This window comes from Streptomonospora nanhaiensis (genome assembly GCF_013410565.1).
Lineage (GTDB): Bacteria > Actinomycetota > Actinomycetes > Streptosporangiales > Streptosporangiaceae > Streptomonospora > Streptomonospora nanhaiensis.
Window position 1 is genome coordinate 1,330,693 of sequence record NZ_JACCFO010000001.1, and the last position, 26,828, is coordinate 1,357,520.

The 26,828-nt window shown below is 74.5% G+C and carries 20 protein-coding genes and 1 riboswitch; of the genes, 9 read left to right on the forward strand and 11 right to left on the reverse strand.

Annotated features, from left to right (window positions below; all coding sequences use genetic code 11):
* Window positions 1–66: 66 nt before the first annotated feature.
* The 7 genes from HNR12_RS05765 to pyrR form a co-directional block, all read right to left on the reverse strand.
* Complete coding sequence (locus tag HNR12_RS05765; protein WP_179766526.1) at window positions 67–1,026, reverse strand: dihydroorotate dehydrogenase; 960 nt, start codon at window positions 1,024–1,026, stop codon at window positions 67–69.
* A complete protein-coding gene (locus tag HNR12_RS05770) occupies window positions 1,026–1,937 on the reverse strand; it encodes a dihydroorotate dehydrogenase electron transfer subunit (RefSeq protein ID WP_179766527.1) in 912 nt (303 codons plus the stop codon). The genes HNR12_RS05765 and HNR12_RS05770 overlap by 1 nt, the downstream gene beginning before the upstream one ends.
* 83 nt (window positions 1,938–2,020) lie before the next feature.
* Window positions 2,021–5,323: a carbamoyl-phosphate synthase large subunit gene (carB, locus tag HNR12_RS05775; RefSeq protein WP_179766528.1), complete on the reverse strand. Its 3,303-nt coding sequence runs from the start codon at window positions 5,321–5,323 to the stop codon at window positions 2,021–2,023.
* Window positions 5,324–5,342: 19 nt separating this feature from the next.
* On the reverse strand, window positions 5,343–6,530 hold the full coding sequence (carA, locus tag HNR12_RS05780) for a glutamine-hydrolyzing carbamoyl-phosphate synthase small subunit (RefSeq protein WP_308118587.1): 1,188 nt from the start codon (window positions 6,528–6,530) through the stop codon (window positions 5,343–5,345).
* Window positions 6,527–7,825, reverse strand: coding sequence for a dihydroorotase (locus HNR12_RS05785; protein ID WP_179766529.1), 1,299 nt, complete (start codon window positions 7,823–7,825; stop codon window positions 6,527–6,529). Before HNR12_RS05785 ends, carA begins: the two co-directional genes overlap by 4 nt.
* 113 nt (window positions 7,826–7,938) lie before the next feature.
* Window positions 7,939–8,847, reverse strand: coding sequence for an aspartate carbamoyltransferase catalytic subunit (locus tag HNR12_RS05790; protein WP_179766530.1), 909 nt, complete (start codon window positions 8,845–8,847; stop codon window positions 7,939–7,941).
* Window positions 8,847–9,482, reverse strand: a complete 636-nt coding sequence (gene pyrR / locus HNR12_RS05795) for a bifunctional pyr operon transcriptional regulator/uracil phosphoribosyltransferase PyrR (protein WP_179766531.1) — start codon at window positions 9,480–9,482, stop codon at window positions 8,847–8,849. Before pyrR ends, HNR12_RS05790 begins: the two co-directional genes overlap by 1 nt.
* Window positions 9,483–10,003: 521 nt before the next feature.
* Between pyrR and bldD the strand changes: the two genes are divergently transcribed.
* Both bldD and HNR12_RS05805 read left to right on the forward strand, forming a co-directional pair.
* On the forward strand, window positions 10,004–10,498 hold the full coding sequence (gene bldD, locus HNR12_RS05800; RefSeq protein ID WP_017591133.1) for a transcriptional regulator BldD: 495 nt from the start codon (window positions 10,004–10,006) through the stop codon (window positions 10,496–10,498).
* Window positions 10,499–11,107: 609 nt separating this feature from the next.
* Entirely contained in the window at window positions 11,108–11,719 is a 612-nt protein-coding gene (locus HNR12_RS05805; protein WP_179766532.1) for a GNAT family N-acetyltransferase, read from the forward strand.
* On the opposite strand, the gene metF is transcribed toward HNR12_RS05805, so the two are convergent.
* Window positions 11,637–12,590, reverse strand: coding sequence for a methylenetetrahydrofolate reductase [NAD(P)H] (gene metF / locus HNR12_RS05810; RefSeq protein WP_179766533.1), 954 nt, complete (start codon window positions 12,588–12,590; stop codon window positions 11,637–11,639). The two genes, HNR12_RS05805 and metF, sit on opposite strands and share 83 nt — an antisense overlap.
* A gap of 111 nt (window positions 12,591–12,701) precedes the next feature.
* On the opposite strand from metF, the gene HNR12_RS05815 reads away from it, so the two are divergent.
* From HNR12_RS05815 to HNR12_RS05825, 3 genes are all read left to right on the forward strand, one after another.
* On the forward strand, window positions 12,702–13,772 hold the full coding sequence (locus HNR12_RS05815; protein WP_179766534.1) for a polyprenyl synthetase family protein: 1,071 nt from the start codon (window positions 12,702–12,704) through the stop codon (window positions 13,770–13,772).
* A 2,270-nt stretch (window positions 13,773–16,042) separates the two neighbouring features.
* Window positions 16,043–17,434, forward strand: a complete 1,392-nt coding sequence (locus HNR12_RS29435; protein ID WP_338119724.1) for a DUF418 domain-containing protein — start codon at window positions 16,043–16,045, stop codon at window positions 17,432–17,434.
* A gap of 265 nt (window positions 17,435–17,699) precedes the next feature.
* Entirely contained in the window at window positions 17,700–18,584 is an 885-nt protein-coding gene (locus tag HNR12_RS05825) for an SDR family oxidoreductase (RefSeq protein ID WP_179766535.1), read from the forward strand.
* A 238-nt stretch (window positions 18,585–18,822) separates the two neighbouring features.
* Here HNR12_RS05825 and HNR12_RS05830 read toward each other — a convergent pair whose 3' ends face one another.
* The 3 genes from HNR12_RS05830 to HNR12_RS05840 all read right to left on the reverse strand — a co-directional run bounded on the left by HNR12_RS05830 (window position 18,823) and on the right by HNR12_RS05840 (window position 22,010).
* The gene (locus HNR12_RS05830; RefSeq protein ID WP_179766536.1) at window positions 18,823–20,463 is read right to left on the reverse strand and encodes a long-chain fatty acid--CoA ligase; all 1,641 of its coding nucleotides are present in this window, start codon (window positions 20,461–20,463) and stop codon (window positions 18,823–18,825) included.
* A 272-nt stretch (window positions 20,464–20,735) separates the two neighbouring features.
* Window positions 20,736–21,431, reverse strand: coding sequence for a thiamine phosphate synthase (gene thiE, locus HNR12_RS05835; RefSeq protein WP_246425329.1), 696 nt, complete (start codon window positions 21,429–21,431; stop codon window positions 20,736–20,738).
* A 219-nt stretch (window positions 21,432–21,650) separates the two neighbouring features.
* Window positions 21,651–22,010, reverse strand: a complete 360-nt coding sequence (locus HNR12_RS05840) for a helix-turn-helix domain-containing protein (protein ID WP_179766537.1) — start codon at window positions 22,008–22,010, stop codon at window positions 21,651–21,653.
* Window positions 22,011–22,250: 240 nt separating this feature from the next.
* Window positions 22,251–22,364: riboswitch (TPP riboswitch) on the forward strand.
* On the opposite strand from HNR12_RS05840, the gene thiO reads away from it, so the two are divergent.
* From thiO to pknB, 4 genes are all read left to right on the forward strand, one after another.
* On the forward strand, window positions 22,360–23,559 hold the full coding sequence (thiO, locus tag HNR12_RS05845) for a glycine oxidase ThiO (protein ID WP_308251208.1): 1,200 nt from the start codon (window positions 22,360–22,362) through the stop codon (window positions 23,557–23,559). Its footprint overlaps the riboswitch before it by 5 nt.
* Window positions 23,550–23,750, forward strand: coding sequence for a sulfur carrier protein ThiS (gene thiS / locus HNR12_RS05850; RefSeq protein ID WP_179766538.1), 201 nt, complete (start codon window positions 23,550–23,552; stop codon window positions 23,748–23,750). Before thiO ends, thiS begins: the two co-directional genes overlap by 10 nt.
* A gap of 5 nt (window positions 23,751–23,755) precedes the next feature.
* A complete protein-coding gene (locus tag HNR12_RS05855) occupies window positions 23,756–24,583 on the forward strand; it encodes a thiazole synthase (protein ID WP_179766539.1) in 828 nt (275 codons plus the stop codon).
* Window positions 24,584–24,837: 254 nt separating this feature from the next.
* A complete protein-coding gene (gene pknB / locus HNR12_RS05860) occupies window positions 24,838–26,808 on the forward strand; it encodes a Stk1 family PASTA domain-containing Ser/Thr kinase (RefSeq protein ID WP_179766540.1) in 1,971 nt (656 codons plus the stop codon).
* Window positions 26,809–26,828: the final 20 nt, after the last annotated feature.

Here is a 26,828-nt window from a genome sequence, read left to right on the forward strand (position 1 = left end):
CCGGGGGTAGGCGGTACATCCCCCGGCACCGCTGGCAGCCTACAGGCCGACTCAGTGCATTTCGCGTCATCGGCCCAGCACAGCTCCGATCGGCGCGCCGACGGGTCGGTGGGCGGCGCCCACGACGTCGGCCACCCGGTCGGCGCCGCGCTCCTCCAGCAGCTCCTCCAGCTCCCGGAGGATGCGCACGCACGCCGAGGGGTCGGAGAAGGTCACCGTGCCCACCCCCACCGCCGAGGCGCCCGCCGCCAGCAGCTCCAGGGCGTCGACGCCGGTGCGCACCCCGCCCATGCCGATCAGCGGGACCTCGGGCAGGGCGGCGTGCACCCGGTAGACGCTGGCGACCGCGATCGGGCGGATGGCCGGGCCCGAGAGCCCGCCCACGCCCCCGGCCACCGCCGGGCGCAGCGTGCGGGGGTCCACCGCCATGGCGCGCACGCTGTTGATCAGCGACAGGCCGTCGGCGCGGGCGTCCACGCAGGCCCGCGCCAGGGCGACCAGGTCGGGCACGTCGGCGGCCAGCTTGGCGAAGACGGGGATGTCGGAGCGGGTGTGGGAACGCACGGCGTGCACCACGCGCGCCGCCTCGGCGGGGTCGTCGGCGAAGTCCAGGCCCCCGCCCGCCGGGTTGGGGCAGGACAGGTTGACCTCGATCATCTCCACGCCCTCGGCCGCCGACAGCCGCCGGGCCAGCTCGGCGTACTCCCCCGCGCCCGCGCCGGCCACCGACGCCACGGCGCGCCCGCCGCGCGACAGCAGCCAGGGCAGGTCGCGCTGGAGGAACACCTCGATGCCGGGCCCCTGCAGCCCGATCGCGCTGAGCATGCCGCTGGGGGCCTCGGCCACGCGGGGCGCGGGCCGGCCCGCGCGCGGCTCCAGCATGACCGACTTGGTCACCACGGCGCCGATGCGCGCGATGTCGAAAAACTGGGCCAGCTCCCGGCCGGTGCCGGCGCACCCGGCCGCCGCCATCACGGGGTTGGGCAGCTCCAGCCCGGCCAGCCGGGTGCGCATGTCGGTGGTCATCAGCCCGCCTCCCGGTCGGCGACCCCGCCCGCGGAGTCGGCGGAGTCCTCGCCGCGCGCCTTCCAGCCGGGCGCGCCCAGGGCGTCGAAGGGGATCGTGCCGACGTCGTCGAAGCGGACCCGCTCGCCGCGGAAGACCGGCCCGTCCACGCACGCGCGCACCATGCGGGTGATCCCGTCCTCCCCCACCACCGGGATCACGCAGCTCATGCAGATCCCGGTGCCGCAGGCCATGGTCTCCTCCACCGCCACCTGCACCGGCACGCCCTGGCGGGCCGCCACCGCGGCCACGGTGCGCAGCATCGGCATGGGGCCGCAGGCGTAGACCACGTCGGAGCGGGCGTCGTCCATGGCGCGCTCCAGCGCGTCGGTGACCCGGCCGCGCACCCCGAAGGAGCCGTCGTCGGTGGTGAACGTGGTGGTCTCGGCGATGCGCCGGGCGCTGATGGCGCTGAAGACCCGGTCGGCCGAGGCGGCGCCGAGCACGAAGTCCACCCGGCAGCCGCGCCGGCGCAGCGCGTGGGCCAGCGGGAACAGCGGCGCCGCCCCCGAGCCCCCGCCCGCCAGCATGCAGTTGACGGGGTCGCGCGGCAGCGGGAAGGGCCGCCCCAGCGGCCCCACCACGTCCAGCAGGTCGCGCTGGCGCCGCTCGGCCAGCCAGGCGGTGCCCGGCCCGCGCACCGCGAAGAGGAACTCCACGGTGCCGCCGTAGTCGGGCTTGACGTCGTGGATGGCGAAGGGGCGGCGCAGCAGCATGCTCGACTGCTCGCCGCCCACCGCCACCGACAGGAACTGCCCGGAGCGGAACCGCTCGGCGATCTGGGGGGCCACCACGGTGATGGCGTAGTAGGCGTCGACCCGGCGCACGGTCAGTACGGGGCTCCGCGTCTGCACCGGCCCGTTGTCGCTCACTCGTGCTGCCCTGCCTCGCTTCGCTGCGGCGCGCCGCCGCCTGGCCGGCCCCCGCCCGGTCTCCCTCCCCGCCTAGGGGCGGCTCACGCCCGCGCCCCCTGCAGGGCCGCGGCGTGCTCCTGGAGGGAGCGCACGCCGATGTCGCCCCGGGCCAGCGCCTCGATGCCCTGCACCGCCGCGGCGAGGCCCTGCACCGTGGTGACGCTGGGGACGCCGCGCACGACCGCCGCGGTGCGGATCTCGTAGCCGTCCAGCCGGGGCCCGGCCTGGCCGGCGCTGCCGAACGGGGTGTTGACGATGAGGTCCACGTCGCCGCGGTGGATGAGTTGCACGATAGTGGGTTCGCCGTCGGGCCCGGGACCCTCGCTGTGCTTGCGCACCACGCGGGCGGTCACGCCGTTGCGCCGCAGCACCGCCGCGGTGCCCTCGGTGGCCAGGATCTCGAAGCCGAGGTCGGCCAGCCGCTTGACCGGGAACACCATGGTGCGCTTGTCGCGGTTGGCCACCGACACGAACACCGTGCCGCTGGTGGGCAGCGACCCGTAGGCGGCCAGCTGGGACTTGGCGTAGGCGGCGCCGAAGTCGACGTCCAGGCCCATGACCTCGCCGGTGGAGCGCATCTCGGGGCCCAGCACGGTGTCGACGCCCTCGCCGTGGCGGTCGATGAACCGGTTGAACGGCAGCACCGCCTCCTTGACCGCCACGGGGGCGTCCAGCGGCAGAGGGCCGCCGTCGCCCTCGGCGGGCAGCACGCCCTCGGCGCGCAGCTCGCGCACGGTGGCGCCCATCATGACCCGCGCGGCGGCCTTGGCCAGCGGCACGGCGGTGGCCTTGGACACGAACGGCACGGTGCGCGAGGCGCGCGGGTTGGCCTCCAGCACGTAGAGCACGCCCGAGGCCAGGGCGTACTGGACGTTGAGCAGGCCGCGCACCCCGGTGCCGCGGGCGATGGCCTCGGTGGAGTAGCGGATGCGCTCGAAGTCCTCGTGGCCCAGCGTGATGGCGGGCAGGGCGCACGCGGAGTCGCCGGAGTGGATCCCGGCCTCCTCGATGTGCTCCATGATGCCGCCCAGGTACAGCTCGGTGCCGTCGTAGATGGCGTCGACGTCGATCTCGATGGCGTCGTCGAGGAAGCGGTCGATCAGCACCGGGTACTCCGGGCTGACCTCGGCGTTGCGCTCGATGTAGTCGGCGAGCATGGCCTCGTCGTAGACGATCTCCATGCCGCGCCCGCCCAGCACGTAGGAGGGCCGCACCATGACCGGGTAGCCGATCTCGTCGGCGACCTCCTTGGCCTCGGCGAAGGAGTGCGCGGTGCCGTGCTTGGGCGCGGGCAGGCCGGCGTCGGTGAGGACCTTGCCGAACTCGCCGCGGTCCTCGGCCAGGTCGATGGCCTCGGGGCTGGTGCCGACGATGGGCACCCCGGCCTCCTTGAGCCGGCGGGCCAGGCCCAGCGGGGTCTGCCCGCCGAGCTGGACGATGACCCCGGCCACCGGGCCGGCGGCGCGCTCGGCGAGCACGACCTCCAGCACGTCCTCCAGGGTCAGCGGCTCGAAGTAGAGCCGGTCGCTGGTGTCGTAGTCGGTGGAGACGGTCTCGGGGTTGCAGTTGACCATCACGGTCTCGTAGCCGGCCTCGGCCAGCGCGAAGGACGCGTGCACGCAGCTGTAGTCGAACTCCACGCCCTGGCCGATGCGGTTGGGGCCCGAGCCCAGGATGATCACCTTGGGCCGGGTGCCCGGGGGCACCTCGGTCTCCTCGTCGTAGGAGCTGTACAGGTAGGGCGTCTTGGCGGCGAACTCCGCGGCGCAGGTGTCGACCGTGAGGTAGACGGGGTGGATCCCCAGCGCGTGCCGCAGCTCGCGCACCACCTCCTCGGACTTGCCGGTGATCTCGCCGATCTGGAGGTCGGAGAAGCCCAGCCGCTTGGCCGCGCGCAGCGAGGCGGCGTCGAGCTTGGGCGCCGCGGCCAGCTCGCGCGCGGTCTCCTCCAGCAGCAGCATCTGGTCCAGGAACCAGGGGTCGATGTTGGTGGCCTCGTGCAGCTCCTCGACGGTGGCGCCGGCGCGCAGGGCCTGCTGGACCAGGCGCAGCCGGTGCTCGCCGGGGGTGGCGGCGGCGCGCAGCAGCTCGTCGCGGTCGCCGGGCTCGCCCGCCCAGGTCAGGCCGATGCCGCTCTTCTCGACCGAGCGCATGGCCTTCTGCAGGGCCTCGGCGAAGGAGCGGCCGATGGCCATGGCCTCGCCCACCGACTTCATGGTGGTGGTCAGGGCGGGGTCGGCGCCGGGGAACTTCTCGAAGGCGAAGCGCGGGACCTTCACCACCACGTAGTCCAGGCTCGGCTCGAAGCTGGCCGGGGTCTCGGCGGTGATGTCGTTGGGGATCTCGTCGAGGGTGTAGCCCACGGCGAGCTTGGCGGCGATCTTGGCGATGGGGAACCCGGTGGCCTTGGAGGCCAGCGCCGAGGACCGCGAGACGCGCGGGTTCATCTCGATGACGATGATGCGCCCGGTGTCGGGGTGCACGGCGAACTGGATGTTGCAGCCGCCGGTGTCCACGCCCACGGCGCGGATGATGGCGATGCCCAGGTCGCGCATGCGCTGGTACTCGCGGTCGGTCAGGGTCATGGCCGGGGCCACGGTGACCGAGTCGCCGGTGTGCACGCCCATGGGGTCGAAGTTCTCGATGGAGCAGACGACGACCACGTTGTCGTGGCCGTCGCGCATCAGCTCCAGCTCGTACTCCTTCCAGCCGAGGATGGACTCCTCCAGCAGGACCTCGGTGGTGGGCGAGAGCGCGAGCCCCTGCCCGGCGATGCGGCGCAGCTCGGTCTCGTTGTGGGCGAAGCCCGAGCCCGAGCCGCCCATGGTGAAGGAGGGCCGCACCACCACGGGGTAGCTCAGTTCCTCGGCGGCGGCCAGGCACTCCTCGATGGTGTGGCAGATGCGCGAGCGGGCGGACTCGCCGCCGACGCGCTCCACGATCCCCTTGAAGGTCTCGCGGTCCTCGCCGGACTGGATGGCCTCGACGTTGGCGCCGATCAGCTCGACGTTGTACTTGGCCAGCACGCCGGAGTCGTGCAGGGCCACGGCGGTGTTGAGCGCGGTCTGCCCGCCCAGGGTGGGCAGCAGGGCGTCGGGGCGCTCCTTGGCGATGATCTTCTCGACCATCTCCGGTGTGATCGGCTCGACGTAGGTGGCGTCGGCGATCTCGGGGTCGGTCATGATCGTGGCGGGGTTGGAGTTGACCAGGACGACGCGCAGGCCCTCGGCCTTGAGCACCCGGCACGCCTGGGTGCCGGAGTAGTCGAACTCCGCCGCCTGCCCGATCACGATCGGCCCGGACCCGACCACGAGGACGGACTTCAGGTCTTTACGGCGCGGCATGGTGTGTGGTCCCCCGGCTCTACGACTGCGCGGGCTGGGCCGGGCGGCCCGTGCTCGCGGACGGATCGGACGAGGCGGCCATCAGGTCGCAGAACGCGTCGAACAGCTCGGCGGCGTCGTGCGGGCCTGCGGCGGCCTCGGGGTGGTACTGGACGCTGAAGGCGGGCCGGTCGAGCAGCCGCAGGCCCTCCACGACGTTGTCGTTGAGGTCGACGTGGCTGACCTCGGCGCGGCCGTAGGGGGTGTCGAACGGGCCGTCGAGGGGGGCGTCGACCGCGAACCCGTGGTTGTGGCTGGTGATGTGGACCCGGCGGGTGTGCACGTCGCGCACCGGCTGGTTGACGCCCCGGTGGCCGAAGCGCAGCTTGAAGGTGCCCAGGCCCAGCGCGCGGCCCAGGATCTGGTTGCCGAAGCAGATCCCGAAGAGCGGCTTGCGGGCCTCCAGCACGCCGCGCATGGCCGCCACGGCGCCGTCGGCGGTGGCGGGGTCGCCGGGGCCGTTGCTGAAGAACACGCCGTCGGGGTCCAGGGCCAGGATCTCCTCGGCGGTGGTGGCCGCGGGCAGCACGGTGACCTCGCAGCCGCGCTCGGCCAAGCGCTGGGGGGTCATGGCCTTGATGCCGAGGTCCACCGCCGCCACGCGGAAGCGGGTGGCCACGCCCTCGGGCGGGCGCACCGTGTAGGGCTCGGTGGTGGTGACCTCGCCGGCGAGGTCGGCGCCGGCCATGCGCGGGCTGGCCAGGACCCGCTCGCGCAGCCGCTCGGGGTCGGTCTCGGTGGTGCTGATGGCGGCGCGCATGGCCCCGCGGTCGCGCAGGTGGCGGGTGAGCGCGCGGGTGCCGTCGAGCGCGATGCCCACCACGCCCTGGCGGCGCAGCTCCTCGTCGAGGGTGCGCTTGGCGCGCCAGTTGGAGGAGACGCGGGCGGGCTCGCGGACCACGTAGCCGGCCACCCAGATGCGGCCCGACTCCGGGTCGTCGTCGTTGACGCCGGTGTTGCCGATGTGCGGCGCGGTCATCACGACGATCTGGCGGTGGTAGGACGGGTCGGTCAGGGTCTCCTGGTAGCCGGTCATGCCGGTGTTGAAGACGATCTCGCCCAGGGTCTCGCCGGGCGCGCCGAAGGAGCGGCCCCTGAAGTGCCGGCCGTCCTCCAGGACGAGGATCGCCTCGGCGTGCTCAGGTCCGCCTGCTGCTGTTGAACTCACTGGATCTTCCCATCGAGGACCGTTGGGGTGCCGCGCAGGAACGTGGCGGTGACGCGGCCGGGCAGCCGCATGCCCCGGTAGGGGGTGTTGGCGCTCTTGGAGGCCAGGGCCGCCGGGTCGACCTCCCAGGCGGTGTCCGCCTGGTACAGGGTAACGTTCGCGGGTTCACCTGCGGCGATCGGGCGGCCGTGGCCGCTGAGGCGGCCGATGCGGGCCGGTGCCGCCGACATCCGCTCGGCGACGCCGTCCCAGTCGAGCAGGCCGGTGTCGACCATGGTGTGCTGCACGATCGACAGCGCGGTCTCCAGGCCGAGCATGCCCATGGCGGCGGTGGCCCACTCGGTCTCCTTGGCCTCGGCCGGGTGGGGGGCGTGGTCGGTGGCGACGCAGTCGATGGTGCCGTCGGCCAGGGCCTCGCGCAGGGCCTGGACGTCCTCGGCGGTGCGCAGCGGCGGGTTGACCTTGTAGACGGGGTCGTAGCCCTCGGCCAGGTCGTCGGTCAGCAGCAGGTGGTGGGGGGTGACCTCGGCGGTGACGTCGCAGCCCCGGCTCTTGGCCCAGCGCAGGATCTGCACCGAGCCCTTGGTCGAGACGTGGCAGACGTGCAGCCGCGAGCCGACGTGCTCGGTGAGCAGGCAGTCGCGGGCGATGATCGCCTCCTCGGCGACGGCCGGCCACCCGGCCAGGCCGAGCCGGTCGGAGACCACGCCCTCGTTCATCTGCGCGCCCTCGGTGAGCCGGGGCTCCTGGGCGTGCTGGGCCACGACGCCGTCGAACGCCTTGACGTACTCCAGGGCGCGGCGCATGAGCAGGGGGTCGGAGACGCACATGCCGTCGTCGGAGAACACCCGCACGGCGGCGGCGGACTCGGCCATGGCGCCCAGTTCGGCCAGGCGCTCGCCGGCCAGGCCGCGGGTGACGGCGCCCACCGGCTGGACGTCGCAGTGGCCGGACTCCCGGCCCAGGCGCCAGACCTGCTCGACCACGCCGGCGGTGTCGGCGACGGGGTCGGTGTTGGCCATGGCGTGCACGGCGGTGTAGCCGCCGGCGGCGGCGGCGCGGGCGCCGCTGGCCACGGTCTCGGCGTCCTCGCGGCCGGGTTCGCGCAGGTGGGTGTGCAGGTCGACCAGGCCGGGCAGGGCGATGAGCCCGTGGGCCTCCACGACGCGGGCGTCGGGGGCGCTGAGGCCGGGGCCGACCTCGGCCACGACTCCGTCGCGGATGAGGATGTCGGCGGGGTCGCGCCCGTTGACGCGGGCGCCGCGGATCAGGTAGGCGGCGCTGCTCTGGGTCATCTCGTACTTCACTTCTGTGTCAGTGGCGGCTATCGGTGCGGCGGGCCCGGACCGGCGGCGGGCGCGCGGGCGGGGCCGGCGGCGCGGCGGCGCGCGGGCGGGGCCCGCGGAGGCTAGGACCCGCCCAGCAGCAGGTAGAGCACTGCCATGCGGACGCTGACGCCGTTGGCCACCTGCTCGTTGACGGTGCTGCGCGGGGAGTCGGCGACCTCGGCGGAGATCTCCATGCCGCGGACCATGGGGCCCGGGTGCATGACGATCGCGTCGTCGGGCAGGCGGGCGAGGCGGTCGCGGTCCAGGCCGTAGCGGCGGCTGTACTCGCGCGCGGTCGGGAAGAACGCGTGCCGCATCCGCTCGGCCTGGACCCGCAGCAGCATCACGACGTCGCTCTTGGGCAGGACCGCGTCGAGGTCGTAGGAGACCGCGCAGGGCCAGGTGTGCACCGAGACCGGCATCAGGGTGGGCGGCGCCACCAGGGTGACCTCGGCACCCAGGGTGTGCAGGAGGAGCACGTTGGAGCGGGCCACGCGGCTGTGCAGGACGTCGCCGACGACGGCCACGCGCAGGCCCTCGACGCGGCCCATGCGCGCGCGCATGGTGTAGGCGTCCAGGAGCGCCTGGGTGGGATGCTCGTGGGTGCCGTCGCCGGCGTTGAGCACGGCGCCGTCGACCCAGCCGGCCAGCCGGTGGGCCGCGCCGGAGGCGGCGTGGCGCACGACCACGCCGTCGGCGCCCATGGCCTGCAGCGTGAGAGCGGTGTCCTTGAGGCTCTCGCCCTTGGAGACGCTGGAGCCCTTGGCCGAGAAGTTGACGACGTCGGCGCTGAGCCGCTTGGCGGCCAACTCGAAGGACGTGCGGGTGCGGGTGGAGTCCTCGTAGAAGAGGTTGACCACGGTGCGTCCGCGCAGGGTGGGCAGCTTCTTCACGGACCGGCCGCTGACCTGGGCGAGTTCGGCGGCGGTGTCGAGCACCAGCGTGGCCTCCTCGCGTGAGAGGTCGCCGGTGGACAGCAGGTGGCGCATCAGCGGTCGTCCTCCTCGCCGGGGCGCGGCCGGGCCGGGCCCAGCAGCACGGCGTCGCGGCCGTCGGTTTCGGTGAGCCGGACGTCGACGGTCTCGCGCAGCGACGTGGGCAGGTTCTTGCCGACGTAGTCGGCGCGGATGGGCAGCTCGCGGTGGCCGCGGTCGACCAGGATGGCCAGCTGCACCGCGCGGGGGCGGCCGATGTCGCTGAGGGCGTCCAGCGCGGCGCGCACGGTGCGGCCGGAGAACAGCACGTCGTCGACGAGGACGACCACGCGGCCGTCGATTCCCTGGGGCGGGATGTCGGTGCGGCCCAGGGCGCGCGCGGGCGCCAGGCGGAGGTCGTCGCGGTACATGGTGATGTCGAGGGAGCCCCAGGGGACGGCGCGGCCCTCGACGCGCTCGATGCGCTCGGCCAGGCGGCGGGCCAGCGGGACGCCGCGGGAGGGGATGCCCAGCAGGGTGACGTCGTGGGCGCCCTTGGTGCGCTCCAGGACCTCGTGGGCGATGCGGGTCAGGGCCCGCTGGATCTCGGGACCGTCGAGGACGGTTCGCGCGGTGCCGGTGCCGGGAGCCGTCGGATCGGCTGCCCCGGACGCCTCGGCGTCACTTTCCGCGCGTTTTCGCGCACACACAGTAGTGACCCCCTTTCCTGCCTCACTGGACAGGTCGTTAAAGGATGTCGATCGCGCACACGCTATCAGCGGCCGGGGACAGCGGTGATCACCGCCCGCAGTGAAACCGGGCAAAAATATGACACTTGTCACACCACCGCGCGTTGACATATCCGCCGATGTGGTGGCGTTCGGGACACCTCGGACGCCGCGTGTCTGGGGCGAACGCGTGGAATCCCAGCGTTCTCGGGCTTTCCGCGCCACCTACGGGGGCGCGATGTCCGCTCAGTCACGTTTTGAGAGGGACCTCACTTACACACGGTTTGGCCACTGATTCATCGCGTTTCCGCCCAACGGCTTGACCTGGCAACCGAACGGCCTTACCGTCACTGTCCGTAACCAATCTTGGGCGGCGCAGCTTGGTGCCACCCCTGGGGCGGCTCCCCCACCGGGAGCCCGCCGCGGGGTGCGGCCACCGCCGAGCGAACTCGGGGCACACCGCCCACGCCAAGCACCTTCACGGCCGGGGAGCGACGAAGAAGATGCCATCCGAATACGCCAAGTCACTCGGCGCGCGGCTGCGCGCCATCCGCACCCAGCAGGGCCTGTCCCTGCACGGGGTCGAGGAGAAGTCCCACGGCCGCTGGAAGGCCGTCGTCGTGGGCTCCTACGAGCGCGGTGACCGCGCCGTCACCGTCCAGAAGCTGGCCGAGCTGGCCGACTTCTACGGCGTGCCCATGTCGGAGCTGCTGCCGGGCGGCGCCGCGCCGACCCCGCTGGGCCCCACACCCAAGCTCGTCATCGACCTGGAGCGCATGCAGCAGCTGCCGCAGGAGAAGGCCGGGCCGCTGGCACGCTACGTCGCCACCATCCAGAGCCAGCGCGGCGACTACAACGGCCGCGTGCTGTCCATCCGCCAGGAGGACCTCCGGTCGCTCGCGGTGATCTACGACCGCTCGCCGGGCGACCTCACCGAGGAGCTGATCAACTGGGGCGTCCTCGACCCCGAGGCGCGCCGCGCCGTCGACGCGTTCTAGCCGAACGCGCCGCGCGCACGGCGCCTTCCGGTCCTCTTCGTCGACGCCCCCGTGCCCCAGGGGCCGCAGTACGCGCACCGGACACCACGTAAACGGCCACGCCCCCTCATCAGGACGTGGCCGTTTTCGCGTTCCTGCGGGATTCGCGGAAGCCGCGGGGGCGCCGCCGCGGCTGCGCCGGCGCGGGCGGCTCGCGGCGTCCGACCTGGAATCCCAGGAGCTCATCTCACACCCCCGACCGCCGGGGCGGGCGCATCCCGCGGCGGCCCGACCGGCCGGGGCGAAGGCGCACCCGCCGCAGCGCGAGCGAAGCGCCGCGGAAGGACAGCAGCCCCGGACCCGGCACCGAGCGGCAGGGATCGCGCGCACACGAAGGCGGCCGGGCAAGAGGCTTCCCCTCCCCCCGCCCGGCCGCTTCCCCGCGTCCGCGTGGCGCCAGTGGTCGGGCGCCGGCGAACGCGAGCCGGAGCGTACTCCCGTGCTTCGCCGGCCGTCCGCCGACCAGCCGACTTCGAACAGAAGTACGAACAGGTCCAAGTTAAGCGCACCCCACCGCCCTCGTCAACAGCGGCTCCCGCGTGCGCGGCCGACGCGGGTTAGGGTGGCGGCGTGTCCGCTGACATCGAGCTGTGGGAGCTGGCAGCCCCCGCCTTCCTCCACACCCTTCCCGCCCTGCTGGAGGTCTACGCGGCCGCCATGAAACCTCCGCACGACCAGCTCCCCGGACGCCAGGCCATCATGCGCGAGCACGCGCGCCACCCGCGCTTCCGCGGCGTGGTGGCGCTGGGGCCCCAAGGCGCGGGGGCGGCCGGGTTCGCCTACGGATTCCACGGCGGGCGCGGGCAGTGGTGGCACGACATCGTCTCGGGCGAGGTGCGGGCCCGCGACCCCGAGGCCGAGCGGCACTGGCTGGGCGACTCCTTCGAGGTCGCCGAGGTGCACGTGCTGCCCGAGGAGCAGGGCCGGGGCGTGGGCCGCTCGATGCTGGAGGCGCTGACGGCGGCGCGCCGGGAGCGCACCGCCGTCCTGTCCACGCCGGCCGGGCCCACCGTGGCCCGGAGCCTGTACCTGTCGTGCGGGTTCGTGGACCTGCTGCCGGAGTTCCGCTTCCCCGGCAACCCGCATCAGCCCTTCGCGATCATGGCCGCCCCGCTGCCGCTGCGGGCAGGCGGTCGGCGGCGACCTGCTGGTAGATCTCGCGCGTGGCAGTGGACTGGTTGAACGTGATGAAGTGGATGCCGGGCGCGCCCTCGTCCAGCAGCCGCTCGCACATGCGCCGGGCCTGCTCGATGCCCAGCGCCCGCACGGCCTCGGGGTCGTGCGCGACCTTCTCGAACTCCGCCGCCAGGTGGCGCGGGAAGGGCGCGCCGGAGAGCTGCTCGGAGCGCTCGATGGTGGCCGGCTTCACCACCGGCATGATCTCGGGGATGATCGGGACGTCGCAGCCCTTGGCCGCGACCCGGTCGCGCAGCCGCAGGTAGTCGTCGGCGTCGAAGAACATCTGGGTGATGGCGTAGTCGGCGCCGGCGCGGCACTTGCGCACGAAGTACTCGACGTCGGACTCCACGTCGCGCGAGCGCGGGTGCTTGTAGGGGAAGGCCGCCACACCCACGCAGAAGTCGCCGGACTCCTTGAGCAGCCGCACCAGCTGCTCGGCGTACTCCAGGCCCTCGGGGTGCTTGACCCACTCCCCCAGGGGGTCGCCGGGCGGGTCGCCGCGCAGGGCGAGGATGTTGCCCACCCCCACGGCGGCGAACCGGCCGATGAGGTGGCGCAGCTCGCGCACGGAGTGGTTGACCGCCGTCATGTGCGCCACCGGCAGGAGCGTGGTGTCGGTGGCCATGCGCTCGGTGATCTCGACGGTGAGGTCGCGCGTGCCGCCCCCCGCACCGTAGGTGACCGAGACGAAGGACGGCTGCAGCGCCTCGATCTCGCGGATGACGCGCCAGAGCTTGCGCAGGCCCTCGGGGGTCTTGGGCGGGAAGAACTCGAAGGAGAAGGTGGGTTCGCCGGCCTTGAGCAGTTCGCGGATCCGGCGCGGCCGGGCGGATGCGGTCGGCGCGCTTCCGGGGCGTGTCGATGAGGCGAGCATGCCCTCTACATTAGGCGAACCCCTCCCGCCGGTGGAGTCGACCTGACACGCGCGCGGGGAGGAATCGGTCGGTGCGCCAACCCCGGTGCGCACACCCGATAACCTCTGCCCATGACCTCCTCCGACTCCTCGCCCGTCGCTTTCGTGCGCGCGGCCGTCGACGCCGAACTGGCCCGGTTCGTCGCGGAACGCCGCGCCCAACTGCTGGAGATCGGGGGCGAGCTCGCCCCCGTCGTGGACGCGCTGGAGGCCATGCTCGCCGGGGGCAAGCGGCTGCGTCCGGCGTTCTGCTACTGGGGCTGGCGCGGCGCGGGGGGCGCCGACACCCCCGACATCCACGCGGCGGCGGCGTCGCTGGAGTTCCTCCAGGCGTGCGCCCTCGTCCACGACGACGTCATAGACAACAGCGACACCCGGCGCGGGATGCCCGCCACCCACAAGCGCATGGAGGAGCTGCACGCCCGCTCGGGGTGGAGCGGCGCGGCCGACGGCTTCGGGCGCGGCGCCGCCATTTTGATCGGCGACCTGTGCCTGGCCTGGAGCGAGGACATGTACCAGGCCAGCGGCCTGGGCCTGGAGGCGCTGCGCGCGGGGCGGCGGCCCTTCGACGCCATGCGCACCGAGGTCATGGCCGGGCAGTACCTCGACATGCTGGAGCAGGTGCGCGAGGACGGCGGCGTGGAGGCGGCGCTGCGGGTGATGCACTACAAGGCCGCCAAGTACACCGTCGAGCGCCCGCTGCACCTGGGCGCCGCCCTGGCCGGGCGCTACGACGACCTGGGGCCGGTCTACAGCGCCTACGGCCTGCCGCTGGGGCTGGCCTTCCAGCTCCGCGACGACATCCTCGGCGTCTTCGGCGACCCCGGCCAGACCGGCAAGCCGGCGGGCGACGACCTGCGCGAGGGCAAGCGCACCCTGCTCGTCGCCGAGACCCTCGACCGCGCCGCCCCGGCCGACGCCGCCGAGTTCCGCCGCCACCTGGGCGACCCCGCCCTCACCCCCGAGCGGGTGGAGTGGATGCGCGCCCTGGTGGAGGACTGCGGCGCCCTGGCGGCGTGCGAACGCCGCATCGACGACCTGGTCGGCCAGGCGACCGCAGCCCTGAACACCGACCTCATCGACGACACCGCCCGCGCCCCCCTCGCCGACCTGATCGTCGCCGCGACCGCCCGCAAGCACTGAGCCTTCCGGCGCCGGGGACCGCCACACCGCCGCAACCGCCACAAACACCACAACCGCCCTAACCGCCCCGACCGCGAGGACTCGCCGCACCTCCCCGGTCACAACAACGCCGAGAGCAGTGACGGCGCCGAGGGCAGCAACGACGACGCCAACGTCGGCGGGCAGTGGTGGCGGTTGTGGCGCGGCGGTGGCGGGTGGCAGGGGTAAGCGGTTACCGGGGCGCATGGCAGCGGACTAAGGCAGCGACGAGGCACCGAGGGCGGCGGGGGGTTGGGGTGTGCGGGCACCGGTTCGGGGTGCGGGTGGCTAAGGCAGCGACGGGGCGCCGAGGGCGGCGGGGGGTGGGGTGTGCGGCCACCGGTCCCGGCGGTGGGTGGCTGAGGTGGCATCGGGCCGCCGAGGGCGGCGGCGGGTTGGGGTGTGCGGCCACCGGTCCCGGCGGTGGGTGGCTGAGGTGGCATCGGGCCGCCGAGGGCGGCGGCGGGTTGGGGTGTGCGGCCACCGGTCCCGGCGGTGGGTGGCTGAGGTGGCATCGGGCCGCCGAGGGCGGCGGCGGGTTGGGGTGTGCGGCCACCGGTCCCGGCGGTGGGTGGCTGAGGTGGCATCGGGCCGCCGAGGGCGGCGGCGGGTTGGGGTGTGCGGCCACCGGTCCCGGCGGTGGGTGGCTGAGGTGGCATCGGGCCGCCGAGGGCGGCGGCGGGCAGGGGCGGGCGGTCACCGGTTCGGGGTGCGGTTGGTCCGGGTGGCGTCGGGGCTGCGGGGTTGGGTGTTTCCTGGCGGGGGCGGGGGGTTGGTTGGGTGTCCGGGGCGGTGTGCGCCTGCCGGGTTGGGGGCGGGGCCGGTCGCGTGCGGTCGTTTCCCGCTTTGCGTCGGCCCCGAGTCCGTTCGTCCGGAGTGCAGAACCGGGCAAACCGGTCGTCGAAGCCCTTGGATCTCGCATGGTGAGACGGAATCGGGGTCTTTCACGACGATCTAGCATCCCCGGTCACCCGAACGGCCGTCAGCCCACACTCGTCGCCGTTGAAAAGCGGCATAGAGGGCAAAGTACCCCCTGTAGCCCCGAGATTGTCTCACCATGTGGACGCCTTGGGTGCCCGGCGGCCTCCAGGATCTGGGCGTGGCAGTCGAATGAAAGCGCAAATGGGGCAATGCATCCCAAAGCGAGCGGGCGTGGGCCGACGATATAGCGGTTTGCGACCCCCTGCCTCGCCACCAGGCCCGATAAGCGCGACCGGCCAGGCCGCCCCCGGGCCTGTCTCGCCTTCCCGCCCGGCCGCAGCCACCGGAACGGGGGGCCGCCGAGCCCCACCCCACGGCCTTCGCCGCCCCGACGCCACCTCGACCACCCCGGGCCGGGAGCCGATGACAGGGCGACCAACCCCCGCACGCCCTCGCTGCCATCGCAACCCCCCACCGCCAGAACCGATGATCGCCCGGCCGGACCCCCGCGCCCCTCGCCGCCCCGTCGCAACCGCAACCCTCGACCGCCCGGACCGGTGACCGCCCAGCCGGACCCCTGCCGCCTTTGCCGCTCCCTCGCCACCTCGATCACCCGAGGCCAGGCCGATGACGGAGTGGCCAGCCCCTGCCACCCTCGCCGCCCCGTCGCCCACCCCGCCACCACCTCCGGCCCCGATGAACGCCCGGCCGACCCACCCGCCCCCCTCGCCGCCCCGACGCAACCGCAACCGCCGACCGCCCGGACCGGTGACCGCCCAGCCGGACCCCCGCCGCCCCCGCCACCCACCCAGCCACAATCCGCCGGAACCGGAGACCGCCCGACCCGGGCTTCGTCGCCGTCGTGGCCTCTCGCCTGGCGCCCATGCGGCCGCGAGCACTCTCCGCGCCCCCGGTGCATCCCGCACTCCCCACTCCCCACTCCCCGTGCGCCGTTGCCGTGCGCGCTCCGGGGCCGTCCGGCCGCCGGCCGCGCCTGAGCGTCCGGATCAGGTCGCGGCCACATCGGGACACGAGCGCGCATCCCTGCCTGCCCTTGCGTCCCATCCGCCTGTTCGCGACCGTTCGCGCCTGTTCGCCCCTCTTCGCCTGACGTGAGCCGCCTCTCCCGCGAACCGCACCGTCGTCCTGTCAGCGCTGGTCAGCGGGTTCTCCACCGCCGAACACCCCACGGCGGCAGTACGGGCCCCGGCGAAAATGAGGACAATTCCCCACCTGCTGGCTGATAAGTAGATATCCGACGATCTGCGGCAGTGTAGGACGCAGACCGTCGACACAGAGTGCGCCGCGCCCCCGCACGTGAGGAATCTGGAGTGACCACCGTGAACGCCACAGCATCCCCCGTGCGAGGGCCCGTCCGCCCGGACGAGCGTGCCCTCGCGCCCGACCTCGCACGCGGCTTCATGCTCCTGCTCATCGCCTTGGCCAACACCCCGTGGTACCTGTGGGCCGTCGACGAGCGGTCCATCGCCGGAGCCCACCCGATCGGCGGCTCGGTCGCCGACCGCATCGTGCAGTTCGTCATGATCGTCGCCGTGGACGGGCGCATCTACCCGATGTTCGCCCTGCTGTTCGGCTACGGCCTCATCCGCGTCTACGACCGCCAACGGGAGGCGGGCGCCACCGAGAAGGCCGCGGCCGCCGTGCTGCGCCGCCGCCATCTCTGGCTGCTGGTGTTCGGCTTCGTCCACTGCCTTCTCCTGTTCATAGGCGACATCCTGGCCCCCTACGGCCTCGTCGGCCTCCTCATGGGCTGGCTGCTGCTGCGGCGCAGCGACCGCGCCATGCGCATCACCGCCTGGGTGCTCGTGGGCCTGTCCGGCGCGCTGATGCTGCTGTCCGCGCTGGGTTCGGCCCTGGCCGCGCTCGCCCCGCCCGAAGTCGGCGGCGAGTCGCCCGGCGGCGTGCCCAGTGCCCTGCACGACTCCTTCGCCGAGCCGAACTTCTTCGCCGCCATGGTCGACCGCGTCAGCGTGTGGCCGGGCATGGTGATCCTCCAGGCGCTGGGCGTGGTGGTCCCGGCCATGGTCGTCGTCGGTATGGTGATCGGCCGCCTCCGCATGCTGGAGCGGGCCGACCACTACCGCCGGACACTGGTGTGGACGGCCGTGGTCGGCATCGGCGTCGCCTGGGTCGCCGGGCTGCCCGAGGCGATGGGCCACGTCCGGCTGATCGAGATGTCCCCCCTGGTGGAGGGTTCGCTGTCGGGCGTGCGCCAGTTCAGCGGCGTCTTCGGCGGCGCGGGGTACGCCGCGCTGTTCGGCCTGATCGGCTACGCGATGTCCCGCCGCCCGCGCCGGGGCGTGGTCACGACGGCCATCGCCGCCGTGGGCAAGCGCTCCCTCTCCTGCTACCTGGCCCAGTCGGTGATCTGCGCTCCGCTGCTGGCGGCCTGGGGCCTGGGCCTGGGCGGCGTGTTCGGCAGCGCGCAGATGGCGGCCTTCGCGGTGGGCGTGTGGCTGGTGACCGCCGTGGGCGCCTACGCGCTGGAGCGGGCCGACCGGCGCGGGCCGGCCGAGGTGCTGCTGCGCGGCCTCACCTACCGGGGCCGACCCCGCTCGGACTCCGCCGCCCCCGCGACCGCCGGTGCCCAGCCGACCGCGTTCGGCGCCCCCGGCGACCCCACCGCCCCCGGCGACCCCACCGCGCCCGCTCAGCCGCCCACGCCTCCCGCCGATGGGCCGACCGCGCCGCCCACCCGCTGAGCGGACGCCTGTCGCGGCGGGCGCTCCCCGCCGCAACCGCTCCGGTCGCCGGCCGTCCGCGGACGCCGGCGGTCGGAGCGCTGCAAAGACACGGCACCCCTCCCCCGGCGTCAGCCCACGGGCGCCCGCACGCGCCCCGCTCTCTCACTCCCCCACCTCGGCACAACACGCTGGCCCCTCGCCCGACCCCCGCGCCCGCGCGGGTTGCGCAGCACGGCAGCCACGGTCGGTGACCATCACGCACGGTTGCCCGATAATGACCGCCATGGGCGACGATCAGGCAATAACGCACACCATCGGCATCACGGGCGCCACCGGCGCCCTCGGCAGGCGCGTGGCCGAGCGGCTGGCCCGGCGTGGGGTGGCGCAGCGGCTCATCGTCCGCGACCTCAACCGCGCGCCGGAGCTCCCCGGAGCCAGCGCCGTCATGGCCTCCTACGAGGACTCCGCCGCCTTCGAGCGCGCCGCCCGGGGCGTCGAAACCCTCTTCCTGGTGTCGCTCCCCGAGGCGCCCGACCGGGTTCCGGTGCACGCCCGGGCGGTCGACGCCGCGCTGGCCGCGGGGGTGAGCCGGATCGTCTACACGTCGTTCCTGGGCGCCGGCCCGGCGTCGGTGTTCACCTTCGCCCGCGACCACTTCCACACCGAGGAGCACATCCGGGCCTCGGGCGCCGCCCACACCTTCCTGCGGCCCAGCCTCTACCTGGACCTGCTGCCCTCCTGGGCCGACGACACCGGCATCATCCGGGGCCCGGCCGGCCTCGGCCGGGTGGCGTGGGTCTCGCGCGACGACATCGCCGACGCGGCGGTGGCCGTCCTCACCGGCGGCCCGGCCCACCACGGCCGCACCTACAACCTCACCGGCCCCGAGGCCATGACGCTGGGCGAGACCGCGCAGCGGCTCTCCGCGCTGACCGGGCGGGTGATCGCCTACGTGCCCGAGACCTGGGAGGAGGCGATGGCCTCCCGCCGGCTGACCGGCGCCCCGGACTGGCAGATCGAGGGGTGGGCCGGCTCCTACGCCGCGATCGCGGCGGGGGAACTTGACGTGCTCTCCCCGGCCGTGCCGTCGCTCACCGGCCATCCCGCCCAGTCGCTTGAGGGCTTCCTGCGCACCCACCCCACCGCCCTGCGGCACGTGCTCGTCTAGCGGCCGGCCGAGCGCACCGCCGTCCCGCCCCCGCCCGGCGGACCACGCCCGGCCGGCGCACGGCCGATGCGTGGTCGATGCACGGCCGGTGCGCGGTCGCTCCACGGACCCCGTGCGGACGCGGCGCGGCCCGTAGGCACCTGGGCCCCGGCTTCTCCGCCGCCCGCGGCCGTCGTGGCCGACACGGGCGTGCGCCGGCCACGACGGCCGCGGGCGGCTGAGGGCGGGCGCCCCGCGGCTACCCCCGCACCTCGGCCACCTTGAGGCCGCCCTCGGCGTGCCGGGTGCGCAGCACCTTCTTGTCGAACTTGCCGACGCTGGTCTTGGGCACCTCGTCGACGAAGGTCCAGTACTCGGGCAGCTGCCAGCGCGGCACCCGGCCGGCGAGGAAGGCCCGCAGCTCGGCGGCCTCGGCCACCGCGCCGTCCTTGAGGATGACCGCCACCAGCGGCCGCTCGTCCCACGTGGGATCGGGCACCGCCACCACGGCCGCCTCGGCCACGGCCGGGTGCGACATCACCTGGTTCTCCAGCTCCACCGAGGAGATCCACTCCCCGCCCGACTTGATGACGTCCTTGGCGCGGTCGGTGAGCCGCAGGAACCCGTCGGGTGTGAGCGTGCCGACGTCGCCGGTGCGCAGCCAGCCGTCGTGGAACCTCTCCGGGGCGTCGTCGCGGTGGTAGGCCCCGGTGATCCACGGCCCGCGCACCTCCAGCTCGCCCACGCCGCTGCCGTCGTGGGGCACGGGACGCCCGTCGGCGCCGATCAGCCGCCCGTGCACCGAGGCGGGCAGCCGCCCCTGGCTCAGCCGGTAGGCCCAGCGCTCCTCGCCCTCGGAGTCCGCCGGGGGCCGGGCGATGCTGCCCAGCGGCGAGGTCTCGGTCATGCCCCAGGCGTGCAGCACCGGGATCCCGTACAGCTCCTCGAACCGGCGCATCAGCGAGGGCGGGCAGGCCATGCCGCCCACGACCACGCGGTGCAGCGAGGAGACGTCGCGCGGAGCGGCCTCCAGCTCCTGCAGCACGCCCTGCCAGATGGTGGGCACGGCGGCGGCGATGGTGGGCCGCTCCGCCTGGATCATGTCGGCCAGCGGCCCGGGCTGGAGGAACCGGTCGGGCAGCAGCAGCGAGGCGCCGACCATCAGCGCGGCGTAGGGCAGGCCCCACGACATGGCGTGGAACATCGGCACCACGGCCAGCGCGGTGTCGCCCTGGCTGAGGGCCTTGCCGTCGGTCATGCAGACCTGCATCGAGTGCAGGTAGATCGAGCGGTGGCTGTAGGCGACGCCCTTGGGGGCGCCGGTCGTGCCCGAGGTGTAGCACATGGCGGCGGCGTCGCGCTCGTCCCCGGCCGGCCAGTCGAAGGTGTCGGGGCGCCCCGCGAGCAGCTCTTCGTAGGAGTGCACCGCCACCCCCTCGGCCGCGAGCGCGCCGAGGTCAGCGGGACCGCCTCCGGAGACGACGACGTGCCGCACCGTGCGCAGGCGCGGCAGGATCGGCGCGAAGAGCGGGAGCAGCGAGGCGTCCACGATGACGACGTGGTCCTCGGCGTGGTCGGCGATGTAGACGACCTGGTCGGGGTGCAGTCGGATGTTGAGGGTGTGCAGGACGGCGCCCATCGCCGGGACGGCGAAGTACGCCTCCAGGTGCTCCTGGTTGTTCCACTGGAAAGTGGCCACGCGCTGGTCGCCGGTGACCCCGAGGCCGCGCAGCGCGTGAGCCAGCCGGGCGGCCCGGGCGCCGACCTCGGCGAGTGTGGAGCGGCGCGGGTTGGCGGCGTCTCCGGTCCAGGTGACGACCCGCGCGCGGCCGTGGACGGTGGTTCCGTAGCGGACGAGGTCGGCGATGGAGAGGGGTACGTCCTGCATGGTGCTGCGCATCAGCCCACACCCTTCGCAAATCCGTTGTTACGGGTATCACGGGTGCGACCGACGCTAGGAGCCGGGCGCGGCAGGGAAAAGGACGTAACAGAGATCGTTACCTACCGGTGTTAGGGATTTCGGGGCGGCACGGTGTCCCGGCTCCGCTCCCCGCGCCGTCCGCCGCCGCCTGAACACGGGGCCGGCGACCGCCCGAGCGCGGGGGCGGCCCCAGGGCGAGGGCACGCGGACCGCCGTCCGAGGGCCCGCCCCGGCCGGCCGCCCAGCCCCCGCTACCGGGAGGCGTCCGCGTTCTCGTCCGCGTGCGCCGCGGCCTCCAGCCGGCGCCGGAACTCCGCCGCCGCCGCGCGGGGGTCGTCGGCCTCGGTGATGGCCCGGACCACCACCACGCGGCGCGCGCCCGCCGCCAGGACCTGGTCGAGGTTGCCCAGGTCGATCCCGCCGATGGCGAACCAGGGGCGCCCGGTGCCCAGCGCGGCCGTGCGCTCGACCAGCTCCAGCCCGGCCGCGGCGCGCCCCGGCTTGGTGGGCGTGGCCCAGGTCGGGCCCACGCAGAAGTAGTCGACGCCCTCCTGCCCGGCCGAGGCCGCCGCCATGGCGGCGTCGCTGTTGGAGCGGCCGATCAGGGGTTCGGGGCCGATGATGTCGCGGGCCGCGGGCACGGGCAGGTCCTCCTGCCCCAGGTGCAGCACGTCGGCGCCGGCGGTGCGGGCGATGTCGGCGCGGTCGTTGACCGACATCAGCGCGCCGTGGCGCTCGCAGGCGGCGCGCACGATTTCCAGGGCCGCCAACTCCTGGCGGGCCTCCAGCGACTTGTCGCGCAACTGGACGATGTCGACGCCGCCCGACAGCGCCGCGTCGAGGAACTCGGCGAGGTCGCCGCGCTCGGCGCGGGAGTCGGTGCACAGGTACAGGCGCGCCTGGGCCAGGCGCTCGCGCAGGCGGGTGCTGGTGCTCACGCGCGCCAGCCTAGCCCGCGCCGGGCGGGCGGCCCCGGCCCGGGGTGGGCGCACGCCCCGGCCCCTGCGTGGCCGGGTGCTCCCCCATCCGGTCGCGCACCCGGCGGCGCGCCCGGTCGAGCGCACGGAGCGGGGCACCGGGCAGGACGGGGCGGCGCGGCGGGCGGCGGCCGGGCGCGCGGGCGGGACCGGCGGTCCCCGCCCGGCGGGCGGCCTCCGCCCCGGCGCCTACAGGGCCATGGCCTGGGCCCGGCGGCGGACCTCGGTGCCGCGGTTCTCGGTCAGCGCCTGGATGGGCGCGCCCGGAAGCGTGTCGTCAGGGGTGAACATCCACTGCAGCGCCTCGTCGGTGCTGAACCCGGCGTCGGCCAGGACGGTCAGCGTGCCCGGCAGGCCCTTGACGATGTCGTCGCCCGCGATGAACGCGGCGGGGACGCACAGCTCACCCTTGCGGCGGACGCCGAGCAGCTTGTGGTCGGCGATGTACTGCTTGACGCGGTTGGGGCTGGTGTTCAGCGCCCGCGCGACGTCCTTGATGGTCATCCATTCACCGACGAGGGTGTCGGTGTCGTGGTCGTTCTCGGTCACGCTGCCAATGTCCCACACCCCGGCCCCTCGCAAACGCGGCCAACGTCCCCGCGGCGCCCCCGTTCGCTCACGGCGTGACCGGCGCTCGGACCGACGCCGACCGGCGCGGCGGGGGGCGGCCCCGCGCGGTCGAGCCCTCGACCGCCTCAGCCGCCCCCTCCCCCGCGCCCGGCGCCGCCGCCGGTCCGCCGCCACCCGCCCCAACCGCCCGCCGCGCAAGGTCATAGGATGGGTCCGGACAAGGACACCCGCGGGAGCCGGGTCGGGACCCGGCTGAGAGGGAGGCTGTCAGCCTCCGACCGCATGAACCTGATCCGGGTCATTCCGGCGAAGGAAGTGGCGGCCAACCGTGTGCGCAGCGATATCCGCATCCCGCTCCCCCGACGTCGTCGTGGTCGGCGCCGGCCTGATCGGCCTGGTCACCGCCTGGCGGGCCGCCCGGCGCGGCCTGGCCGTCACCGTCGTGGCCGAGACCGCCGAGGGCGCCGCCTCCCCCGTCGCGGCGGGCATGCTGACCCCCGCCACCGAGGCCGCCTTCGGCGAGGAGGCGCTGATGCGCTTCGGCGTCCTCTCCCGCGACCGCTACCCCGCCTTCGTCGCCGAACTGGAGGACGACAGCGGCCTGCCCGCCGGCTACCGCCCCCACGGCACCCTCCAGGTCGCCTTCGACGCCGACGACCTCGCCCGGCTGGCCCACCTCAGCGAGCTGCGCGCCCGTCTGGGCCTGCGCACCGAGCGGCTCACCGGGCGCGAGTGCCGCCGCCTGGAGCCGATGCTGGCCCCCGCCGTGCGCGGCGGCTACCTCGCCCCCGACGACCACTCCGTCGACCCCCGGCGGCTCCTGTCCGCCCTCTACGCCGCCGCCGAGCGGCGCGGCGCCGTGGGCGTGCGCGACCGGGTGCGCGAGGTCGTCCTCGACGGCGACCGCGTGCGCGGCGTGCGCCTGGCCTCCGGCGGCGAGCTGGCCGCGGGCCAGGTGGTGCTGGCCGCCGGTGTGGGCACCCCCGCCATCGGCGGGCTGCCGCCCGGCGTGGTCCCGCCGCTGCGCCCGGTCAAGGGCCAGCTGCTGCGCCTGCGCACCACGCCCGGCGAACCCCCGCTGGTCGAGCGCACGGTGCGCGGCCTGGTGCGCGGCTCGCCGGTGTACCTGGTGCCGCGCGACGACGGCGAGATCGTGCTGGGCGCCACCCAGGAGGAGCAGGGCCACGACACCCGGCTCACCGCCGGCGGCCTGTGGGAGGTCCTGCGCGACGCCCACGAGCTGGTACCCGGCGTCAGCGAACTGGAGGTCGCCGAGACCTGCGTGGGCCTGCGCCCGGGCTCACCCGACAACGAGCCGCTGCTGGGCCCCACCGCGGTGCCCGGCCTGCACCTGGCCGCCGGGCACTTCCGCCACGGCGTGCTGTTCACCCCGGCCACCGGCGACGCCATGGCCGAGGCCCTGACCACGGGCGCCCTGCCCGGGTACGCGCGCCGGTTCGCCGCCACCCGCGCGCTGGAGGCGGTCGGCGGCACCGGCACGGGAGGCGATCCAGACCAGTGGACGTGATCATCAACGGCGAACCGCGCCAGGTCGCCCCGCGCACCACGGTGGCCGAGGTCGTGCGCACCCTGACGCGGTCCCCGGGCGGCGTGGCCGTCGCCCTCAACGACGAGGTGGTGCGCAGGGCCGACTGGGCGGCCACCGTGGTCGCCGAGAACGACCGCATCGACGTGCTCACCGCGGTGCAAGGAGGCTGAACCCCATGACCTACGCCCCTGAGACCCCCGCAGCCCCCGCGTCCCCCGCGGCCGCGCCGGCCCTCCCCGACCCCGCGGCCGACCCGCTCGTCATCGCCGGGCGGACCTTCACCTCCCGGCTGATCACCGGCACCGGCGGCGCGCCCTCGCTGCGGGTGCTGGAGGACGCGCTGGTGACCTCCGGGACCGAGCTGACCACCGTGGCGCTGCGCCGCGTGGCGCCCGACACCGAGGGCTCGGTGTGGGAGGTGCTGCGCCGCAACGGCATCAGCCCCCTGCCCAACACCGCCGGCTGCTTCACCGCCGGCGACGCGCTGCGCACCGCCCGGCTGGCCCGCGAGGCGCTGGAGACCGACTGGATCAAGCTGGAGGTCGTCGCCGACGACCGCACCCTGCTGCCCGATCCCGTGGAGCTGCTGGACGCCGCCGAGCGCCTGGTGGACGAGGGCTTCACCGTGCTGCCCTACACCAACGACGACCCGGTGCTGGCCCGCCGCCTGGAGCAGGTGGGCTGCGCCGCCGTCATGCCCCTGGGCGCGCCGATCGGTTCGGGGCTGGGCATCCGCAACCCGCACAACATCGAGCTGATCGTGGAGCAGGCGGGGGTGCCGGTGATCATCGACGCCGGTATCGGCACCGCCAGCGAGGCCGCGCTGGCCATGGAGCTGGGCTGCGACGCGGTCATGCTGGCCACCGCCGTCACCCGGGCCAAGGACCCCGTGCTGATGGCGGCGGCCATGCGCGACGCCGTGGCCGCCGGACGGGCCGCCCACCGGGCCGGGCGCATCCCGGTGCGGCGCTACGCCCAGGCGTCCTCCCCGGCGGTGGACTGACCCCCGCCCTCGCGGCGGGCCGCCCTCCCCTCGCGGCCGGCCGACCGCGCCGGCGTCCCGGTGGCCGCACCCGGCCGCCGGGACGCCGGGGGCCGGCCTTCCGGGTAAAGGATCGGGCGGCGGCCGCACCGGGACCCCGCTCCCGCGAACGCGGCCGTGGCGGGCGATCGGGGCGCCGGCGGCGGCGGCCATCGCGGCGGCGGGGCTGTGGATCGGCTACGACCGGCTGTCCCATACGCCCTAAACTCCCCTGTGTGGACATGACGACTGCGGACCCCCTTGTCGGCACGACCCTCGACCAGCGCTACCGCGTCGAGGCGCGCGTCGCCAGCGGCGGCATGGCCACGGTCTATGTGGCCCACGACCTGCGCCTGGACCGCCGCCTGGCGTGCAAGGTCATGCACCCCTCCCTGGCCGAGGACCCCACGTTCGTGCGCCGCTTCATCAACGAGGCGCACTCGGTGGCCAAGCTGTCCCACCCCAACGTGGTGCAGGTCTTCGACCAGGGCACCGACCAGGGCCACGTCTACCTGTGCATGGAGTACGTGCCGGGCCGCACCCTGCGCGACATGCTGCACGCGCGCGGCCGCCTGGCGGCGCGCGACGCCCTCGACATCATCGCCCCCGTGCTGGCGGCGCTGGGCGCCGCCCACCAGGCGGGCATGATCCACCGCGACGTCAAGCCCGAGAACGTCCTGCTGACCGAGGACGGCCTGGTCAAGGTCGCCGACTTCGGCCTGGCCCGGGCCGTGGAGTCCCAGCAGGGCATGACCAAGACCGGCACGCTCATGGGCACCGCCGCCTACCTGGCGCCCGAGCAGATCGAGCGCGGCACCTCCGACGCCCGCACCGACGTCTACGCCGCCGGGATCATGCTGTACGAACTTCTCACCGGCCGCCAGCCGCACACCGGCGACACCCCGATCTCCATCGCCTACCAGCACGTCAACGAGGACGTCCCGCGCCCCTCGCGGATGGTGCCCGGTATCCCGCCCGAGGTCGACACCCTGGTCACCCGCGCCACCGAGCGCGACCCCCGCTACCGCCCCGCCAACGCCGGGCAGTACCTCGCCCTGGTCCTGGAGGCCCGCAACGCCCTGCCCGCGGCCGCGGGCGCCGACCCGGCGCGCGACGCCGCCACCGCCGTCGTGCCCGCCGCGGTCGGCCCCGCTCCCGGCCCCAACGACACCCTGGTCGTCGAGGCCGGCGGCCTGGCCGACCTCCGCGACCCCGACGACGACCTCGACGACGACCTCCCTCCCGCGCGGCGGGGCAGCCTGGACCGCCGGCACTACCCCATGCTGCTGGTCTCGGCCGTGCTCGCGGTGGTGCTGGTCGTGCTGGGCTGGTGGTTCTTCATCGGCCGCTACGAACCCGTGCCCGACGTGGTGGGCATGGGCGAGGAGGAGGCCGCCAACGTCCTGCGCGACGCCGGCCTGCGCATGGAGGTCGCCGACTCCGAGGTCTACAGCGACAGCGTCGAGCCCGGCCTGATCGCCGAGGTCGACCCCGCCGTCGACGACCGCGTGCTGCCCAACGACACCGTCACCGTGTCGCTGTCCAAGGGCCCCCAGACCGTCGAGATGCCCGACGTGGTCGGCCAGTCCGCCTCCGACGCCCGCGCGGCGCTGGAGGACCAGGGCTTCACCGAGATCACCGAGGAGCAGACCACCTCGCACGAGGAGCCCGCCGGCACCGTGCTGAGCACCGACCCCGAACCCGGCGCCGAGGCCGACCGCGAGGGCGAGATCGTCCTCACGGTCGCCCAGGGCTTCGACCTGCCCGACGTGGTGGGCCAGAACCAGGACCAGGCGCGGACCACCCTGGAGGACCTCGGCCTGCGGGTGTCGGTCACCGAGCAGCCCAGCGACGACGTTCCCGCCGGGCAGGTGATCTCCCAGGAGCCGGGGGCCGGCTCCACCGCCAGCGCCGGCGACGACATCGCGCTCACGGTCTCCACCGGACCCGAGAAGATCGAGATCCCCGACGTCACCGGCTGGAAGGTCGAGGACGCCGAGAAGGAGCTGCGCGAACTCGGCTTCGAGGTCACCGTCACCGAGATCCTGGGCGGCGACCGGGTTGTGCGCTACAGCCCCACCGGCGAGGCCGAGAAGGGCACCGAGATCCAGCTCTGGGTCAGCCCGTTCGGCCCCGGCGGCAACGGCGACGAGGGCGACGACGGCCACGGGAACGGCAACGGCAACGGGCGCGGCGGCGACGACTGAGCCCGGCCGCCGGCCGCCCC

Bases quoted from the DNA above. Each gene is read 5' to 3' on its own strand.
- HNR12_RS05765 (WP_179766526.1), bottom strand. From the start codon at position 1,026: ATGACCACCGACATGCGCACCCGGCTGGCCGGGCTGGAGCTGCCCAAC.
- carB (WP_179766528.1), bottom strand. From the start codon at position 5,323: ATGCCGCGCCGTAAAGACCTGAAGTCCGTCCTCGTGGTCGGGTCCGGG.
- HNR12_RS05785 (WP_179766529.1), bottom strand. From the start codon at position 7,825: ATGACCCAGAGCAGCGCCGCCTACCTGATCCGCGGCGCCCGCGTCAAC.
- HNR12_RS05790 (WP_179766530.1), bottom strand. From the start codon at position 8,847: ATGCGCCACCTGCTGTCCACCGGCGACCTCTCACGCGAGGAGGCCACG.
- bldD (WP_017591133.1), top strand. From the start codon at position 10,004: ATGCCATCCGAATACGCCAAGTCACTCGGCGCGCGGCTGCGCGCCATC.
- metF (WP_179766533.1), bottom strand. From the start codon at position 12,590: ATGCTCGCCTCATCGACACGCCCCGGAAGCGCGCCGACCGCATCCGCC.
- HNR12_RS05815 (WP_179766534.1), top strand. From the start codon at position 12,702: ATGACCTCCTCCGACTCCTCGCCCGTCGCTTTCGTGCGCGCGGCCGTC.
- HNR12_RS05825 (WP_179766535.1), top strand. From the start codon at position 17,700: ATGGGCGACGATCAGGCAATAACGCACACCATCGGCATCACGGGCGCC.
- HNR12_RS05830 (WP_179766536.1), bottom strand. From the start codon at position 20,463: ATGCGCAGCACCATGCAGGACGTACCCCTCTCCATCGCCGACCTCGTC.
- HNR12_RS05855 (WP_179766539.1), top strand. From the start codon at position 23,756: ATGACCTACGCCCCTGAGACCCCCGCAGCCCCCGCGTCCCCCGCGGCC.